General features: G+C 26.5%; 18 protein-coding genes. 15 read left to right on the top strand and 3 right to left on the bottom strand.

The window, feature by feature from the left end:
* Positions 1-213 precede the first annotated feature (213 nt).
* The 6 genes from NG904_RS01120 to NG904_RS01095 are packed head-to-tail and all read left to right on the top strand — an operon-like array spanning position 214 to position 6,811.
* Positions 214-927, top strand: coding sequence for a WecB/TagA/CpsF family glycosyltransferase (locus NG904_RS01120; protein WP_252229218.1), 714 nt, complete (start codon positions 214-216; stop codon positions 925-927).
* 5 nt (positions 928-932) lie between these two features.
* Positions 933-2,465 (top strand): murein biosynthesis integral membrane protein MurJ, encoded by a 1,533-nt coding sequence (murJ, locus tag NG904_RS01115; protein WP_252229216.1) that lies wholly within the window; start codon positions 933-935, stop codon positions 2,463-2,465.
* 11 nt (positions 2,466-2,476) lie between these two features.
* Positions 2,477-3,760 (top strand): glycosyltransferase family protein, encoded by a 1,284-nt coding sequence (locus NG904_RS01110; RefSeq protein WP_252229214.1) that lies wholly within the window; start codon positions 2,477-2,479, stop codon positions 3,758-3,760.
* A gap of 5 nt (positions 3,761-3,765) precedes the next feature.
* Positions 3,766-4,929, top strand: a complete 1,164-nt coding sequence (locus tag NG904_RS01105) for a glycosyltransferase (protein ID WP_252229212.1) — start codon at positions 3,766-3,768, stop codon at positions 4,927-4,929.
* A complete protein-coding gene (locus NG904_RS01100; RefSeq protein ID WP_252229210.1) occupies positions 4,910-6,148 on the top strand; it encodes an O-antigen ligase family protein in 1,239 nt (412 codons plus the stop codon). Before NG904_RS01105 ends, NG904_RS01100 begins: the two co-directional genes overlap by 20 nt.
* Positions 6,149-6,160: 12 nt before the next feature.
* Positions 6,161-6,811 (top strand): cyclodeaminase/cyclohydrolase family protein, encoded by a 651-nt coding sequence (locus NG904_RS01095; protein WP_252229208.1) that lies wholly within the window; start codon positions 6,161-6,163, stop codon positions 6,809-6,811.
* A gap of 146 nt (positions 6,812-6,957) precedes the next feature.
* Here NG904_RS01095 and pdaA read toward each other — a convergent pair whose 3' ends face one another.
* Positions 6,958-7,881 (bottom strand): delta-lactam-biosynthetic de-N-acetylase, encoded by a 924-nt coding sequence (gene pdaA / locus NG904_RS01090; protein ID WP_252229206.1) that lies wholly within the window; start codon positions 7,879-7,881, stop codon positions 6,958-6,960.
* Positions 7,882-8,244: 363 nt separating this feature from the next.
* Between pdaA and ychF the strand changes: the two genes are divergently transcribed.
* From ychF to NG904_RS01075, 3 genes are all read left to right on the top strand, one after another.
* The gene (gene ychF / locus NG904_RS01085) at positions 8,245-9,342 is read left to right on the top strand and encodes a redox-regulated ATPase YchF (RefSeq protein WP_252229204.1); all 1,098 of its coding nucleotides are present in this window, start codon (positions 8,245-8,247) and stop codon (positions 9,340-9,342) included.
* A 151-nt stretch (positions 9,343-9,493) separates the two neighbouring features.
* Complete coding sequence (locus NG904_RS01080) at positions 9,494-10,330, top strand: TerC/Alx family metal homeostasis membrane protein (RefSeq protein WP_252229202.1); 837 nt, start codon at positions 9,494-9,496, stop codon at positions 10,328-10,330.
* Between the two features lie 152 nt (positions 10,331-10,482).
* Positions 10,483-11,820, top strand: coding sequence for an FAD-dependent oxidoreductase (locus tag NG904_RS01075; protein WP_252229200.1), 1,338 nt, complete (start codon positions 10,483-10,485; stop codon positions 11,818-11,820).
* A gap of 118 nt (positions 11,821-11,938) precedes the next feature.
* Here the strand turns inward: NG904_RS01075 and NG904_RS01070 are convergent, their stop codons facing one another.
* Both NG904_RS01070 and NG904_RS01065 read right to left on the bottom strand, forming a co-directional pair.
* On the bottom strand, positions 11,939-12,238 hold the full coding sequence (locus NG904_RS01070) for an AzlD domain-containing protein (protein ID WP_252213244.1): 300 nt from the start codon (positions 12,236-12,238) through the stop codon (positions 11,939-11,941).
* The gene (locus NG904_RS01065) at positions 12,239-12,985 is read right to left on the bottom strand and encodes an AzlC family ABC transporter permease (RefSeq protein WP_252229198.1); all 747 of its coding nucleotides are present in this window, start codon (positions 12,983-12,985) and stop codon (positions 12,239-12,241) included.
* A gap of 194 nt (positions 12,986-13,179) precedes the next feature.
* On the opposite strand from NG904_RS01065, the gene NG904_RS01060 reads away from it, so the two are divergent.
* From NG904_RS01060 to NG904_RS01035, 6 genes are all read left to right on the top strand, one after another.
* Positions 13,180-13,461 (top strand): hypothetical protein, encoded by a 282-nt coding sequence (locus tag NG904_RS01060; protein ID WP_252229196.1) that lies wholly within the window; start codon positions 13,180-13,182, stop codon positions 13,459-13,461.
* Between the two features lie 169 nt (positions 13,462-13,630).
* Positions 13,631-14,059, top strand: coding sequence for a division/cell wall cluster transcriptional repressor MraZ (gene mraZ / locus NG904_RS01055; protein ID WP_252229194.1), 429 nt, complete (start codon positions 13,631-13,633; stop codon positions 14,057-14,059).
* A 12-nt stretch (positions 14,060-14,071) separates the two neighbouring features.
* Complete coding sequence (gene rsmH / locus NG904_RS01050) at positions 14,072-15,004, top strand: 16S rRNA (cytosine(1402)-N(4))-methyltransferase RsmH (RefSeq protein ID WP_252229192.1); 933 nt, start codon at positions 14,072-14,074, stop codon at positions 15,002-15,004.
* Positions 15,005-15,041: 37 nt separating this feature from the next.
* Positions 15,042-15,554 carry a cell division protein FtsL gene (locus NG904_RS01045; RefSeq protein WP_252226048.1) on the top strand — a complete coding sequence of 171 codons (513 nt, stop codon included), beginning with the start codon at positions 15,042-15,044 and terminating at the stop codon, positions 15,552-15,554.
* 165 nt (positions 15,555-15,719) lie between these two features.
* On the top strand, positions 15,720-17,978 hold the full coding sequence (locus tag NG904_RS01040) for a stage V sporulation protein D (protein ID WP_252213262.1): 2,259 nt from the start codon (positions 15,720-15,722) through the stop codon (positions 17,976-17,978).
* Positions 17,979-18,101: 123 nt separating this feature from the next.
* Entirely contained in the window at positions 18,102-19,556 is a 1,455-nt protein-coding gene (locus NG904_RS01035) for a UDP-N-acetylmuramoyl-L-alanyl-D-glutamate--2,6-diaminopimelate ligase (protein WP_252229190.1), read from the top strand.
* Positions 19,557-19,570 lie beyond the last annotated feature (14 nt).

Genomic DNA, 19,570 nt, shown 5'->3' with positions numbered 1-19,570 from the left:
ATGCCACTTTACCTATTGCATATATCAACACGTTGCTAAAACATAGCAATTTTAAAAAATTATTATTTTAATACATAAAAAGGGATTTATTATATGATATAATAGTCTAATCAATAATAAGTATTATATTTATGAAAATACTACATAATGAAAGGAGAAACTACTTTAAATTATATCTAAATTTTTAACTTTGTAATTTAAGTAGCGAATTTTATGTTTACAGATATACTTAATTTTAAAATATTTAATGGCAGCAAAAAAGAACTGATGAAATACATAGAGAAATTTGAAAAGATAAATATTATATCAGGAAATCCAGAGATATTATTTAATGGATTAAATGATAAAATACTTAATAGATGTTTTAAAGAAGACAACTCAGTAATTATTCCTGATGGGGTAGGGACAGTTCTTGCTTCTAAATTGTTAAAAAATCCAGTAAAAGAAAAAATAGCTGGAATAGAGGTTATGAAAGATCTTTTATCAAAAGCTAATTTAGAAAATAAATCTATTTATTTATTAGGAGCAAAAGAAGAAGTAATTCAAAAATGTGCGGAAAATATTAAAAATGAATTTAATAATTTAGATATATGCGGTTTACATAATGGATATTTTGATTTAGATAGTTGTGCTGAAATAATAGATGAAATAAAAGAGAAAAAGCCTTGGGCTATTTTTATTGCTATGGGATGCCCAAGACAAGAATATTTTATTGAAAAATATATGGATATATTACCTTGTAATATATTTATGGGTGTTGGAGGAAGTTTTGATATATTTTCAGGAATTTCTAAAAGAGCACCTAAATGGATGATAAATTTAGGACTTGAATGGCTTTACAGGGTGACAAAGGAACCTTGGAGAATAACAAGACTTACTTCTATACCTAAGTTTTTAATAAAAGTATTAAAGTATAATAAAAGGTGATAAATATGAAGAAGAATACTTTATTAAAATCTACTTTAATAATAATGATAGTATCGTGTATAAGCAGAGTTATAGGTTTTGTTAGAGATATGCTTATTGCAAATAATTTTGGAGCTGGTATGTATACAGATGCATATAATATTGCTGTTACTGTACCGGAAACTATATTTATGCTTATAGGCCTTGCAATCTCTACATCATTTTTACCAGTGCTAAGTAAGATAAAAGCGAAAAAAGGCAAAAATGAAATGTATTATTTTGCTAATAATGTGATTAATATATTATTTATTATTTCAGTTATATTTTTTGCTATAACTAGTATTTTCTCAAAAGAAATAGTTATGGCTTTGGGAAAAGGGTTTGATACAGAAACAACTATTTTAGCAATTAGATTAACTAGAATTACACTGATTAATTTATTATTTATGTCAATTAACGCATGTTTTACATCATTATTACAAGTTAATGAAGATTTTGTTATACCATCAATATTAGGTTTGTTTTTTAACTTACCTATGATAGTGTATTTACTATTTTTTAGAAGTTATGATATTATTGGATTAACTATAGCTAATGTTATAGGAAACTTTTTTAGAGTAGTAGTTCAAGTACCATCGTTAGTATCACATGGGTATAAATATAAATTTTTTGTTAACTTAAAAGATGAAGGATTAAGATCCATTTTATTCTTAATAATTCCAGTGGTTATAGCAGCGGGTGCAAATTCTCTAAATATGATAGTTGACAAAAGAATTGCATCATCATTAGAGATAGGATCTATTTCAGCATTAGGTTATGCAGAAAAGCTTATATTTTTTATAAATAGTATAATAACAACATCTATATCCAGTGTTGCATATCCTATGATGGCTAATGCTAGGAATGCAAAAAAAATAGATGAGTTTGTAGAATTATTAAAAAAATCTCTTATATATTTAGCTCTAATTTTAATACCAATTACAGTTGGAGTTATAATATTTAAAGAAGATATTGTAAGTATTATATATGAAAGAGGAAAATTCACAGAATATGCAGTAAAATTAACAAGTTTAGCTTTACTTGGATATACAGTTGGAATATTTTTTACTGGAATGAGAGATATATTAAATTCTACTTTATTTTCTATGGGAAAAACTAAGATTACAACTGTAAATGGAATTATAGGAGTAATCATAAATATATGTTTAAGCATAATATTATCAAAAACTATAGGAATATATGGAGTAGCATTAGCATCTTCTATAGCTATGATGATAACTTCGATTTTATTATTTATTAGTATTACAAAATTAGAACGTAATTTTACTTATAAAGATTTATTTGTTAAAATATTCAAGATAATTATTAATTCAATTTTAATGGGATTAGTCATTATTACATTTATAAATTTTATGGATGAAATAATACCAAAAATAATGATTATTATTTTTGGAACTATTATTGGTATCATAAGCTATTTTATATTATGTAATTTATTTAATATAAAAGAGGTACAGGAGATAAAAAATTTATTTTTAAACAAAGTAAAGAAGAAATAATAGGAGGACATATGAAAATATTATTTATAGCTTGTTATTCTCCATTAATAAATAATTCAGCTGCAATAGAAACTTTGCAGTATTTAAATAAATTAAGCGAAATTCCAGGAAATGAGATACATTTATTAACTGTTAATTTTCCTAAAAATTCAATATATTATGATGAATATTTATTTTCTATGATGGATAGCAAAATAAAATATCATTTAATTGATGGTGGAGTAATATTTAAAAAATTTATTCCTAGAAAGCAAAGTGTATCTAAGATAAATAAAGAATCTATAAAAAATAGAAAAATTTTAAGAAGGATTAAAAATGCACTTGTAATACCTGATATGTATTATGGATGGGCTAAAAAAGCAGCGAAGTATGGAATTCAACTTATGCAACAAGAAAAATTTGATGTTATATTTTCAATGCATGAGCCGCCATCTTCTCATTTGTGTGCATACTATATAAAAAGAAAATTCAAAAATATACCATGGATTACATATTGGAGTGATCCTTGGCTTAAGGATTCAACACGTCAAAATTCTTTTATATTAAAAAAACTAATCGAAAAGAATATGGAAAAGAAGGTTGTTGAATTATCAGATAAATTTATTTTTGTAACTGAAGAAAATAGAAAAGATTACTTAAATCAATACAAAGTTGTTGAAGCTAAAAGCGATTTTACTTATATATTAAATAGAGGATTTGATAAAGAATTATATAATAAATTATCATTAGAAAATACTCCATCACTTATACAAAACAATAAAATTAACATGGTTTATACAGGAGAAATATTTACTAAATTAAGAAATATAAATCCTTTCATTGAAGCGTTAGAAGAGATTAAAAATGAAAATAAAGATGACTATGAATTACTTAATATTTTATTTTTTGGCAACATAGATGATATTGAAGTTAAAAGAAAATTAAGTAATCTAGAAATAGCAAAAGTTTCATCTAGAATACCTTTTGATGAAGCACTTAAGTATATATTAAATTCAGAAATATTACTTTTATTTGGTAATAAAAATTCTAAACAAATACCTGCAAAAATATATGATTATTTTGGAACGGATGCAAGAATTTTTGTTATTTATGGTGATGATAATGATCCAATTAAAGATATAGTTGAGAATAATGAAAAGTGCATTAATGCTAGTAATTCTGTTAAAGAAATAAAAGATAATATATATAGGTTAATAGGCTTATATAAAAGTAATAATATAAAGTCAGAACCAGATTATAGATATGAATGGAATAGCATAGTTAAGAAGCTAAATACTATATTAGAAGAGAAGTGATAAAAATGCATATTATGGTAATACCATCGTGGTATTCATCACCAAGAAATAAAGTTCATGGAAGCTTTTTTAAAGAACAGTTTAAAGCATTATCTAATAGTGGTGAAAAAATTACGGTGGCTTATAATGAAATTTGGCCACTTACGTTAATTGGTAAAACAAAAGAAAAAAGAAAAATTAATTTTAGTATAGAAGATAACCTTAGAACTTATAGATATAAAGATTTTAATTATTTTCCTAAGAATCCATTAATGTTTAAAAGCTTTAATAAGAGAATGGATAAATTATATAAAGAAATAGTTAAAAAAGAAGGTAAAGTTGATATAATACATGCCCATTCTGCAATGTGGGGTGGAATTTCTGCAGCTTATATAAGTAAAAAATATAATATACCATTAGTTATAACAGAGCATTCATCACTAAAGTATGCAAAATATTTAAAATATAGTTATAGAAAACATATTTATAAAGCTTATGAAAGTTGTGACTCATTAATAGCAGTAGGTAATGGCTTAAAAAAGGAACTTAACACATATGTAAATAGAGATATAGAAGTTATTCATAATATGGTTGATTTATCTTTATTTAATACGGAAGCAGAGTGCAATAAAGACGCAAAAAATAATACGCTTACTTTTTTCTCATGTGCTTTTCTTGAAGAGGGAAAAGGTATGGAATTATTAATAAAATCTTTTAAAGAAGTGTTTATTAATGAAGATGTGGTACTTAAAATAGGGGGAGACGGGTCTCTAAAATCTTTATTAGAAGAATTAGTTAAAAGTATAGGTATGGAAAAACAGATATTTTTTTTAGGGGCGTTATCAAGGCAAGAGGTAGCTAATGAAATGAAAAATTGTGATATATTTGCATTACCATCAGAACATGAAACCTTTGGCGTTGTATATATAGAGGCTTTAGCTTGTGGCAAACCTGTTATAGGTGCTAAAAATGGTGGCGCTGAAGATATAATAACTAAAAAAAATGGAATTATTATTGAAAAAAACAATGAAGAGCAATTAATATCTGCATTGAAATATATGAAAGAAAATTATAAAAATTATGATGAAAGCAATATTAGAGATATGACAGTTAAAAATTATTCAGAAGATTTATTGGTAAAGAATTTGAAGGGAGTGTATAAAAAAGTAAATGAAAGAGGTATTAAATAAAATTTACAATTTTATAGGTAACAGATTATATTTTAGATTACTATATATATTAGTCAGCTTAGGTTTTGCAACTATTTTTTTATATGTTCCAGCAATAAAAAAATTAAATACTATTGTTTTAGCATGGGGTATTTTACTAATATTAATTATGATATTTAAAGATTATAAAACAAGAAAGATATATAAATTTGATATTCCAATAATTTTATTTATAATTTTTACTTTAGCACTTAACATATTTTCTTATAGGACTACGGAAAACATCAAAATATGGATAGTTAATTTAATGATATTTACATCTTTATATACAATAGATGTATTTAAAAGCAAAAGGCAAAATATAAAAGAAATGAATATTATATCATATTTTTATATTGCTTTAATGTTACCATTATCAATAGTATCATTATATGTGGACTATAAGAAGATAACTATACAAGCAACCGATATGGTATTTGGAACAGGTCGATCATTTGGAATTTTTGTAAATCAAAATGCTTTATCTATAGCAGCAGGATTAGCAGTTGTATTAAGTATATATTTAATGTTAAAAAATAATAATATTAAGATGAAAATATTATTATTTCTAAATGTTATTATACAGGGTATTACAATGGTAAAAGCAAATGGGAGAAGTTCATATTTGCTTATAATTGCTGTAATATATTTATTTATATTTGTATATTTAAAAAGTAAACATTTAAGAATAGCGTTATTAATAATTCCATTATTATGTTCAAGTGTATTATTAACTTTTGATGAAGACAGACTACATAGCTTTACAAGTGGAAGAAATATTTTATGGAAATCAGCTAGTTTTGTTATAAAAGACAATCTGTTGCTTGGAGTAGGAAATTCAGATTTAATAGAAGCAGTAAGAAATGCTAGAATAGTTGAATATTTACCAGGAATAGAATATGGTGGACTTCATAATATTTATCTTCAAATAGCAACTGTAAATGGAATTATTTCATTAGCATTAATTTTAATTTTTCTAATAAGTATTATGGTATTTATAATAAAGAGATTAGATAAGCTGAAGGGGAAAGAAAAGCTTCAAATGACTACAATATCTTCCATGTTACTTGGAATATTAGCAGTAAATGCATTTGAAAGTAATTTAGTTTATATAATAAGTTTTATATCTATTATGTTCTGGATATATCTTGGATATATAATATCTATATTAGATAATAAAAATATAAGCAATAATAAATAAGGGGGATTTTTAATGGAATTTTATAAACAAACAATTAAAGAATTTATTGGGGATGTAGAAAGTGATAAAGCATCACCAGGTGGCGGAAGTGTAGCAGGGCTAATAGGTGCATTATCAGGTGCACTGAATTCAATGGTATATTCTTTAACAGTAGGTAAGAAAAAATACCAACAATTAGATGAAGAAATTAAAACTATGATAGATGATTTTAGAGAAAAATCTAAAGGATTTACATATAGAAGCCTAGAGCTTATGGAAGAAGATCGAAATGGATTTTTAAAGTTAATGGATTGCTACAAACTTCCTAAAGATACAGAAGAAGAAAAAAGCAATAGAAATAATGCTATAAAAGAAGGTACAAAAGAAGCTATGTTACCACCATTAAAATTAGCAAGAGAATCTTTTGAGTTTTATAAAAATTTAGATGTTATGAGCCAATATGGCAACAAAATGCTTTTATCAGACTTAGGCATGTCAGCAATATTATTACACTGCACTATAGAGAGTGCAATAATGAATGTCAAAGTTAATTTAAATGGCTTAAGAGATGATGAAATATTCTTTAATGAAATAAAAGAAGAATTAGATGATTTATTTAATAAATCTAAAGATAAAAAAGAAGAAATTGTAGCACAAGTAAATTCAGTTATATTTCAAGAATAATAATTTGCAATTAAATCTATGCATATATAAACATCTTTAAAAATTATAGTCTTAAATAGAAAAGGGACTATGCATAGTTTTTATTCATTATGCATAGTTCCTTTTTATATATTTAAAAGCATTGTTTAAGAATAGTCTAAATATCTTTATTCTGTTGGAAGTTCATTTAAGGATTTAAATTCATATCCATCATCTTGTAATTTTTTTATAACAGTATCTAATATTTTAGCATTAGTATCAGATACAGCATGAAGAAGCATTATACATCCGGGATGAGCACCATTAGTTATCTTATTTATTGCAAAACTTTCAGCAGGTTGATTTTTTACTAACCAATCTTTATAAGCAAAACTCCAAAATACAGATTTATATCCTAAGTCTTTTGTCATTTTTAAAGAATCTTTTGAATATTTACCCATTGGTGGTCTAAAATATTTTGGCATATCTTTCCCTACAACCTTTTTATAAGCTTCCTCTACTTCAGTAAATTCTGATTCAAATTTAGCTTTATCATGAATTGATGCCATTGAAGGATGATGAGATGAATGATTACACACTAAATGTCCCTCATCAACCATTCTTTTAATTAAGTCAGGCTCAGTATCAATATAAGGTTTAACAACAAAAAAGGCAGCAGGTACATTTAATTTTTTTAATGTATCTAATATTTTACCTGTATTACCATTTTCATATCCTTCATCAAAAGTAAGATATATTACTTTTTTAGATGTATCTCCTAGATAACAAGCATCATTTTCTTTTAGGAAATCTACTGACTCTTTTGGTCCTTCAGCTACAATATCCTTACCTTTACCTACATAATACCAATTTAGTTCTCCTTGATCAGAAAACAATGAAAATATATCTTTAACTTTATTTTCTTCAAATTCTATAAATTGTTCCATTTCATCTTCCTTGGGCTTTTTGGATTTGGCATTAATAGGTGTAGCAAGAGAATTTATAGTTAATACTGAAACTAATAAAGCTAAAATTGATTTTTTATAATATTTTTTCAAATTTCCACCTTCTATCTTAAAATTATTTATTTTAGCTATATTTAAAAATAGCATTGATGTTGTAGTATAAAACAAACTCCAATTTTATTTAGCATATATACTAAAACACCAATAGTGGCTTAAAATATAGCTTATTTTACATAACGTTTTCTAAATATTATATAGAATAATAAATTTCTACAGATTTAGAATATGTTCATATAAAATATTGTTTGTATTTTATCAAACTATTAATCATGGTAATTTCTATTAAATATAGATTTTTATTTAAGTAACTATTTATTTTAGATGTGTTAAAGCAAAATTCTCTGCCTACAAGCTTCATACTATAACATCAAACATATTTAGTTGAAAAGAAAGACGTTCTAGAGTATAATTTTTAAAGGTGTATTAAATGTTAGAAAGGACTGTACATAAATGAAGTTAGGAATTGTAGGATTGCCGAATGTAGGTAAAAGTACATTATTTAATGCGATAACAAAAGCTGGAGCAGAATCAGCTAATTACCCATTCTGTACCATTGAACCAAATGTGGGAGTAGTTAGTGTTCCAGATAAGAGATTAGATGTCTTAGAAAAGATGTATAACACAAAGAAAAAAATATATACAGCAATAGAATTCTATGATATAGCAGGATTAGTTAAAGGAGCTTCAAAAGGTGAAGGTTTAGGAAATAAATTTTTAGCCAATATTAGAGAAGTTGAATCAATAGTTCACGTTGTAAGATGTTTTGATGATGAAAATGTTGTTCATGTTGAAGGTACTGTTGATCCAATAAGAGATATTGAAACTATAAACTTAGAATTAATTTTTTCAGATTTAGAAGTTTTAGAAAGAAGAATGGAAAAAGGTATAAAACTTGTAAGATCTGGTGATAAAACTGCTAAGTTTGAATATGGAATTATGGAAAAAATTAAAGAACAATTAGAATCTAATAAACCAGCAAGAACTTTAGAATTTACAGATGAAGAGCAAGCTTTTGTAAAAGGATTATTCTTAATTACTTCAAAGCCTGTTTTATATGCTTGTAATATTTCCGAAGATGATGTTATGGAAGGAAACTTCGAAAATAAATATGTGAAAACAGTAAAAGAATATGCAGCATCTGAAAATTCAGAAGTAATAGTTGTAAGTGCTAAAATAGAAGAAGAATTATCTGGATTAGAAGATGATGAAAAAAATGAAATGTTAAGAGAATATGGATTGGAAGAATCTGGTCTTGATAAGTTAATTGAAGCAAGTTATAAATTATTAGGACTTATGAGTTTCTTAACAGCTGGAGTTCAAGAAGTTAGAGCTTGGACTATTAAAAGAGGGACTAAAGCTCCACAAGCTGCTGGTAAAATTCATACTGATATTGAAAGAGGATTTATCAGAGCTGAAGTTGTTGGATATGATGATCTAGTTGAATGTGGATCAGAAGCGGCAGCAAAAGAAAAAGGTAAGTTCAGACTTGAAGGAAAAGATTACATAATGGAAGATGGAGATGTAGTTAACTTCAGATTCAATGTATAACATATTTTTTAATACTAAGAGGAACCTTTGATTGAAGGTTCCTTTTTTCTTTAAAAAATTATATTTTTAAAATTAAACTTTTATTATGTAAGGATATATTTAGAAGAAAAATAATATATATACTTTAAGAATGTTAATAAGGAGTTATTTTATGGAAACAAAAAAATCATTACGTAATTTAAGTTTTTGGATAATTTTATCTATAATATTTAATCTATTTATTTTTCATTTTAAGGGAGAAAGTGCTGCAATTGAATATTTTGGAGGCTACATAATAGAAATGTCTTTAAGCTTGGATAATTTATTCTTATTCTTAATGATATTTTCAAGCTTTGGAATAAGAGAAGAATATCAAGAAAGAGTTTTATTATATGGAGTTATTGGAGCTATGGTACTACGTCTTATATTTATTTTACTTGGTGTTACGATAGTAAATAAATTCCATTGGATTCTTTATATTTTTGGAGTGATATTATTATTCAGTGGATTTAAAATGTTGTTTTCTAAAGAAGATAATATACAATTTCATGATAATTTTGCTGTTAAATTATTAAGGAAGGTTATGCCCGTAAGTAATACGATTAATAATAAGAAGTTTTTTGAAAGAAAAAATAAAATTCTTTATGCAACTCCATTATTTGTTGCTTTATTAGTTATAGAATTTTCAGATGTAATATTTGCTTTGGATTCAATACCAGCAATATTCTCAATAACTACAGACACATTTATAGTGTATACATCTAATATATTTGCAATACTTGGATTAAGAAGTATGTATTATGTACTAGCTAAAATGAATAGCATGTTTAGATTTATGAAATATGGAGTTGGATTTATATTAATGTCTACAGGAATAAAGCTTATAATACTTCACTTTGGAATTGAGATATCAGTTGTAAATTCAGTACTAATAATAATGATAATATTACTTACAAGCATTTTATTATCATTATTATTTGATGGTACAAAGAAAGAAAATAGATGCTAAATTATAAGTATATACCTTGTAGTAAAAGGGTGAAATTAATTAAAAATATTTAAATGGTATTTACCTTTTTAAATATAAGGTGTATTATATATTAAAAGATAATTATTATTTTTTAATAAAGAATATTTATAGTTAAAAGGGGAAATATATATATGAAAATTGTTGTAATAGGATGTACTCATGCAGGAACAGCTACCATTGTTAATTTAAAGGAACGCTATCCAGAAAGTGAAATAACAGTTTATGAAAGAAATGATAACATATCGTTTTTATCATGCGGTATTGCTTTAAGTATAGGAGGGGTTGTTACTGAAACAGAAAAGCTTTTCTATAATTCACCAGAAAATTTAAAATCTCTTGGAATTTTAACTAATATGAAACATGATGTTTTAGATATAGATTTTGATAATAAAAAAATTAAAGTTAAAAATTTAGATTCAGAAGAAATTTTTGAAGATAATTATGATAAATTAGTTCTTACTCTAGGATCTTGGCCAATAGTACCTAAATTTGAAGGTGGAGAATTAGAAAATATTATTTTATGCAAAAATTATAATCATGCAAAAGTTATTGAAGAAAAATGTAAAGATGCAAAAAATGTAGTTATAATAGGGGCAGGATATATTGGTGTTGAACTTGCAGAAGCTTTTCAAATGAAAAATAAAAATGTTACTTTAATTGATGCAGAAAAAAGGATAATGGCTAAATATTTAGATGAAGAATTTACTGATATAGCAGAAACAGAATTTAAAAATCATAATGTAAATCTAGTTTTAGGTGAAAAGGTAAAATGTTTTAAAGGTGAAAATGGTAAAGTAACACATGTAGTAACTGATAGTGGAACTTATGAAGGGGATTTAGTTATATTATGTATTGGCTTTGCACCTAGCGCAGCATTAGTAAAAGGAAAATTAGAAACATTACCTAATGGTGCAATCATAATAGATGAGTATATGAGAACAAGCAAAGAAGATGTTTTTGCAGCTGGAGATTGTTGTGTAGTAAAATATAATCCAGCAGGTGATACAAGATATATTCCACTTGCAACAAATGCTGTTAGAATGGGAACATTAGTTGCAATGAATATAGAAAAGCCAACATTAAAGTATATGGGTACTCAAGGAACATCAGGTATTAAGATATACGAAAAGTGTATAGCTTCAACTGGACTAACAGAAGAAGTTGCAAAAAGTACAACTTCATTTAATGTAGAATCAGTAGTAGTTAAAGATAATTATAGACCAGAATTTATGCCAACTTTTGAAGAAGCATGCTTAAAATTAGTTTTTGATAAAGAAACAAGAAGAGTTCTTGGTGGCCAAATAATATCTAATTTAGATTTAACACAATTTATGAATACACTTTCAGTAGTTATTCAAAATAATATGACTGTTGAAGAACTCGCAATGACAGATTTCTTCTTCCAACCACATTTTAATAAACCTTGGAGCTTATTAAATATAGTAGCTTTAGAAGCTATGAAAAAATAATTTAAAAAAGTATAGTTAATATTGAAAAATATTAACTATACTTTTTTTATGTAGGAAATTGTGGAATTTTTTATTTCCACTTTCAACTAATAAAATATGGTACAACTATTTTGTTCTTCTATACAAAGATATTTAAACAATAAATAACTAAGACTGAAGAAACTGCAACAATAAGCAAATCTTTTTCAAAATATGCTAAAACTATAGCAGCTAAAGTTCCTACAGTTGAATATAACATGTTTTCTGTACTATAAAATATACTAGGAAATGTCATAGCACCTAAAACAGCATATGGAATATAATTCAAGAGAGATTTAATAAATATTGAGTTTATTTTTTTGTTAAATATAGTTAATGGAATTACTCTAGGTATGTAAGTAACTACAGCCATAATTATTACACAAACAATTATATACATTTATAAATCCTCCTTTATAGGAAAAAGATAAGCACCAATTGCAGAAGAGACTATTGATGCAACAATAACAACAAATCCAGAAGAAACTTTATTTAAACAAGGAATATATCTAAAGATACAACTAATTGTAACAGCAATAATAACCACTACTAATATAGGCTTGGACTTTTTAATTTGTGGTATTATTAAAGCAATAAACATAGCGTATAAGGCTATACCTAAAGAATCTTGTAAAGAAGCAGGTAATATTTTAGTAGTTACAGCACCTATAAAAGTTCCTAATGCCCAACCTAAATATGGAAGAGTCATTAATCCTAACATAAATTCAGAACTTAATTCATCTTTTTCAAGTGATGCAAGTGTAAATGTTTCATCTGTTACACCAAAGGATATTATAAAACGTTTAAACAAAGGTATTTTATATTGCATTTTTTGAGATAGAGATAATGACATAAGCATATACCTAATATTTATAACAAATATAGTTAAAGCTATTTCCAAATAAGAGGCAGAAATAAATATTAGGTTAATACCAGCAAATTGACCTGCTGATGTTAAGTTAGTCATTGATATTAATATTGCAATCCATGGACTAAGGCCTCCCCGTACAGCCATCATTCCAAAGGTAATAGAAACAGATAGATATCCAAGTGCAATTGGAATCCCTTTCTTTAAACCATATTTATAATCATCTAAATTATAAATTCTTCTTGTGTTTATAGTTTTTAATTCAATGTTTTTTTTCAAGAATAAGCCCTCCGCAAAAATAAGCAAAAATTTTTATAAATAAAATTATATCAAAAATATATTTGAAAATATATACATTAAAGTAATAGTACTGTAAATTAAAATTTTATTTTAATTTTTTTTATTTATTTAAGATACTTTTAACTAAATTTAAATAAGTATATATTAAGAAGAATTAAATCAGGAGAAATTTTATGAATTTAGTATTAATGTTTTTAATTACAGCAATAATTGTTTGGAAAAGTATATATACAGTTAAGTTAATTGTAAAATTTACGATAGAAAAAAATAAAAAGGAAAAATGTATTAATATAGTTTTATTCAATGGTTATGTCATATATTTTTATTTTTTATACAAAGCTGCTACAAATTCATTAGAATCTCCAATTGAAGGTCCAATTTGGTTAATATTAATTTTTATATTTCTTATATTTGGGAATTTACTCTATGATTTTAGAAATGGAAAAAAAAGATAAAAATTTTATTATTTGTTTAAAAAATTTAATTAAATTTCAAAAAAACTAAGTATATGGAAGGAAATATAATATTTATATAGAATAAATATTATAAAGTGGTTTAAAGTGGTTTAAAGTGGATTGAAATAGAGCTTAAATTGCTGTAAATTATTAAGGTGAGGGTAAATTAATGTTTATTGGAGAATATCAACATTCATTAGATTCTAAAAACAGAATGATTGTTCCAGCAAAGCTAAGAGAAGACTTAGGAGATAAGTTTGTAATAACCAAAGGTCTTGATGGATGTATTTATGCTTATACAATTAATGAATGGGGAATTTTGGAGAATAATCTTAAAACCTTACCTTTGACAAATAGAGATGCAAGAGCATTTGTAAGATTCTTTTTTTCTGGTGCATGTATAGTAGAATTAGATAAGCAAGGAAGAGGATTAATTCCACAAAATTTAAAAGAATATGCAGGCATAGAAAAGGACATAGTAAGTATAGGGGTATTATCTAGAGTTGAGATTTGGAGCAGGGAAAAGTGGATTAATTACAATGAATCAGATATAGATTATGATCTGATTGCAGAAAAAATGAATGATTTAGGAATATAAGGAGTTTTTAATATGGAATTTAAACATATTTCAGTTTTACTAAACGAGTGCTTAGATGCATTAGATATAAAGGAGAATGGGATTTATGTTGACTGTACACTAGGTGGAGCAGGACATTCATCTCATATATTAGAGCGTTTATCAAAGGACGGGGTATTAATAGGAATAGATCAAGACAGAGATGCTTTAAAAGCAGCAAAAGAAAGATTGAAAAGGTTTGAAAATGTAAAATATGTTCATAGTAATTTTTATGACATAGATAATATTCTTCAAAATTTAGATATACCTAAAGTGGATGGAATATTGATGGATCTTGGAGTATCTTCTTACCAATTAGACGAAGGAGAAAGAGGCTTTAGCTATATGAAAGATGCTCCTTTAGATATGAGAATGAATAGAGATAATGATTTTTCAGCTTATGAAATTGTAAATGAATATAGCGAAGATGAATTATACAAAATAATAAAAAATTATGGTGAAGAAAGATTTGCAAAAAGAATTTCAAACTGCATAGTAAATAGAAGAAGCGAAAATCCTATAAAAACTACTATGGAGCTAGTTGACATAATTAAAGCAGCTATTCCAGCAAAAGCGAGAAGAGAAGGCCCACACCCAGCAAAGAGAACTTTTCAAGCTATAAGAATAGAAGTAAATTCAGAACTTAAAATACTTAACCAAACTATTGAAGATGGTGTAAATAGATTAAACCCAGGTGGAAGAATGGCAATAATAACTTTCCATTCTTTAGAAGATAGAATAGTTAAGCTTAAATTTAGAGAACTTAATGATCCATGCACATGTCCAAAGGAATTTCCAATGTGTATTTGCGGTAAAAAACCTAGTGTTAAGTTAGTATCTAGAAAAGGAATAGAACCTACTAAAGAAGAGGTTGAAGAAAATCCAAGAAGTAGGAGTGCGAAACTTAGAATAATTGAAAAGTTATAAAATTTAATTTTTATTATGTTATAAATTAAGCGGGGATGTGAATAAATTGGAAGGAAAAGAATATGATTATATTAAAGGTAGTACAGCAGTAAAACCATCGAGAAAAAGAATAGTAAGTAGACCCAAGAAAAGTAAACAAAATTTACGAAAAGTTAAAAAGAACAAGAGCATTAAGATAAAAAATGAAAAAATAGAAGCAAGAAAAAGTACTCTTATAATATCTATATTAATAGTTTCATTAGGACTTATGACTATTGCAGGAGATGCTAAGGTTTATAATATGCAAAAGAATTTAGGGAAAATAAATAGTGAAATTAATAATGCTGAGGAAACAAATGAAGCATTAAGAGTTAAACTTTTAAAATTTGGATCTTTACAAAATATACAAGAAACTTCAGAAAAGCAGTTATCAATGATGTTACCTACTAAAGATGACATAGTAAAGATAGATTTTTCTGAAAATTATTTTGCAAATTTAGAAACAAATACTGATACTGAAGTTAACAAAAAACAGAGCTTTATATCTAAGTTTATAAGCAAATTCAGATAGTAACTTTTTATTAATTTAAAATAAGTAGTAAAGTTTAAGTGCTTAATAGCTTCATATTCTTAGATAAGTATTTTTTAGACTAATTATAAGGGGATTTTTAATTACATTACAGTTTAAAAAAGAGACACTTAATCTAATAGAAATTATATGGAGGAGTTATAAGTAGTGAAAAAACTAAATTATAAAGATAGAGCAAAAATGCGCAAAAGAATGACTGTAATTATTGCAGGATTGAGTTGTGTGTTTTTAGTGCTAAGTATTAGACTATCTTACATAATGATAGCTAAAAGGCAAGAATATGCAGCAAGAGCGGAAGAACAATGGACAAGCGAAGTAAAAATAGATGCAAGAAGAGGAAGAATATTAGACAGAAATGGCAAAGAATTAGCTGTATCTGCTAATGTGTATAGAGTTGACTTTGATTTAAATTCTATAAGATCTTTTTTAAGGCAAGATTTAACTGAAAAAAGACGAGAAAAGCTTAGTAGTGTTGGAATTAATGTAAAACCAGGACAGGAAGCCTTAACAACTGCTGATATTGCTCCTGTTATTGCAAACGCTCTAGATTTAGATTCAGAAAAGGTAAAAGAAAAATTAGAAACTAAGCTTCCAAGTGGAGCAGATGCTGGTTCAGCAACGCTTATAAGAAGAATTGAAAAAGATGCTGCTGATAAGGTAAGGGATTTAAACATTAGTGGTGTTTTGGTATCACCAGATACTAAAAGATATTATCCGAATAATAATTTTTTATCACATGTTCTCGGAAGCACTAATATTGATGGTCAAGGGTTAACTGGAGTAGAAGTACAATATAATAGTTATTTGTCCGGAGTACCTGGAATGAAAATTTCAGAATTAGATAGAAATAGTGGAGAATTACCTTATACAATATCACAATTCACACCTCCAGTAGATGGAAAGGATATAACTTTAACAATTGATGAGAATATTCAATTCTTTGCTGAAAAAGCAGCACAGCAAACATATGAAGACAATAAAGCTAAAGCAGTATCTATATTAGTTATGGATCCTAAAAGTGGAGAGGTTTTAGCTATGGTTAATAAACCTGATTTTAATCCTAATGTTCCATATGAAGGCACAGAAGATTTTGAAGGTGCAAATGAATCAGAAAAATTACAAAAGATGTGGAGAAATAGACTTGTAAATGATATGTTTGAACCAGGCTCAATTTTTAAAGTTATAACAGCAATTACTGCATTAGAAGAAAATATTGCAAATGCAAATACTGATTTTACATGTGGTGGTGGCTTACATTTTGGAAATAGATATATAAAGTGTTGGAGAACACAAGGCCATGGAGCTCAAAAGTTTCCAGATATAATTCAAAATTCATGTAATGTTGGATTTATGAAGCTTGGAGAAATGATAGGAAAAGAAAAGTTATGTGAATACATTGAAAAGTTTGGATTTGGAAAAGTAAGCGGTATTGATTTACCAGGAGAAACAAGAGGCATTGTTAAAAAGGTTGATAAAATCTCAGAAACAGACTTAGCAACTATAGCTTTCGGGCAAACTAATACTGTAAATTCAGTTCAATATATGACAGCTTTTAATGCTGTTGCAAATGGTGGTCAATTAATACAACCACATGTTATGAAGGAAATTACTCATAGTGGTGAAAATGGAGTTAAAATAGTTGATGAATCATTTAATTCTAAAGTAACGGATGTAGCAACTAAGGAAAAAACAGCAGAACTTAGAAGTTATCTTGAAAGAGTTGTAACTGGTGGATCTGGTGCAGGAACCTTTATGGAAGGGTATCATATTGGTGGTAAAACAGGAACAGCTCAAAAGGTGAATCCGGAAAATGGTACTTATGGTTCAGGACAATATATATCATCTTTTGTTGGTATGGCACCAGTAGATGATCCTAAGATAACTGTAATGGTAACAGTAGATGAACCAAGCAATGGTTCATATTATGCAGGTCAAGTATGTACACCAGCAGCTAAAATGCTATTCTCTGATATATTTAATTATTTAGATAGTAAGTTTTCTGATGAAAATTTAAGTCAAATATCTAGAGATATTATTATTCCAGAGGTTAGAGGAATGAAAGTTGATGAAGCAAAGAAAGTGTTAAAAGAATCTAAGTTAAATTTTTCTATAGATGAATCAGGTGATACTGTTATAGATATGAAGCCATATCCAGGATATGCAGTAAAGGAAGAATCTGAAATAAATCTTTACACAGGTAACAGTGGGTCTTATAATAAAAATGTTGTGATGCCTGATGTAAGAGGATATTCTAAAGATGATGCTAATCAATTATTAACTAGTATTGGAATAACACCAATCTTCCAAGGTGGAGGTATGGTAATAGAACAAAATGTTAATCCGGGAGAAGTTATAACCAAGGGCACATCGGTTAAATTAACTTTAAATTCAGATTATAAAGACTAATTAGAATACTTAAGTTAAAATTTAGCATGTGGGTTTTGCTCACATGCTAAATTATTGTAAAATAATCTTTTATAGAGTATTTAAATAACATAATAAGCATATTATTTAAGGAGATGGTTAAAAATGAACCTTAAAGATATTTTAAAGGGAATAGACTATAAACTTGTACAAGGAAGTTTAGACAAGGAAATATCTTCAATTAATTATGATAGTAGAAAGGTTAATAAGTCCGATATTTTTATTTGTATAAAAGGATATGCTACAGATGGACATAAATATATTCAAAAAGCAATTGAAAATGGCGCGTCTGTTATTATAATACAAGATGATATAGAAATATTAAATAAGAATATATCTGTTATTAAGGTAAAAGACACTAGAAAAGCTTTGGCTCTTATTGGAATAAATTATTACGATAATCCAAGTAAAAAAATGAAGATTATTGGTATAACAGGTACTAATGGCAAAACAACAACTGCATTTATGATAAAATCAATTCTAGAATCCAATGGTAAAAAGGTAGGGCTTATAGGAACTATAGCTAATTACATTGGAAATGAAAAGCTTCATACGGAAAGAACTACACCAGAATCATTAGAATTACAAGAATTATTTAATAATATGGTCAATAAGGGTGTAGAATATTGCGTTATGGAAGTATCTTCTCATTCTCTTGAATTAGATAGAGTATATGGAGTTGATTTTGAGGTTGGAATTTTTACGAATTTAACAAGGGATCATTTAGATTTTCATAAGACTTTTGAAAATTACTATAATTCTAAATTTAAATTATTTAAGAGAAGCAATATAAGAATAATTAATAATGATGATAATTATGGAAAACAAGTAATAAAAGATTTAAATAAACTAAAAGCAAAAAATATATATGATTATTCTATAAAGGAAGACTCTAATTTTAAAGCCTTTTCTGAAAAATTGGGAAGTAAGAACATAAGATTTAAAGTTAATTTAGAAAAAGATGAAGAATTTATATTATCAATACCAGGAGAATACAATATATATAATGCTTTAGGTGCTATAGGAGCATGTTATAAGTTAAATATACCAATGGAATCTATAAAAGATGGAATTAACAAAGTTATAGTTCCAGGTAGATGTGAAAGAACAGCTACTAATTATAATTTACCTTATGACATAATAATAGATTACGCTCATACTCCAGATGGATTACAAAACATCTTAGAAACTGCAAGAGGATTTACGCAAGGAAGATTAATTGCTATCTTTGGATGTGGAGGGGATAGAGATAAGGTAAAACGTCCTCAAATGGGTAAAATAGGAACTGAGATAGCAGATATAGCTATAGTAACTTCAGATAACCCAAGAAGCGAAGAGCCTATGAGAATAATAGAGGATATACTAGTAGGAATAGAAAAAGAGAATTATGAAGTTATAGAAAATAGAAAAGATGCTATAAAAAAAGCAATGGATATAGCTAAAGAAAATGATGTGATAGTAATAGCTGGTAAGGGACATGAAACATATCAAATTTTAAAAGATAAAACAATACATTTTGATGAAAGAGAAGTTGTTAAACAAATATTAGATGATAAATAATAAGAGGTGAGATT

Source organism: Clostridium sp. ZBS15 (assembly GCF_023845705.1).
Classification (GTDB): Bacteria; Bacillota; Clostridia; order Clostridiales; family Clostridiaceae; genus Clostridium; species Clostridium aquiflavi.
This window is presented reverse-complemented; position numbering and strand designations above follow the sequence as displayed.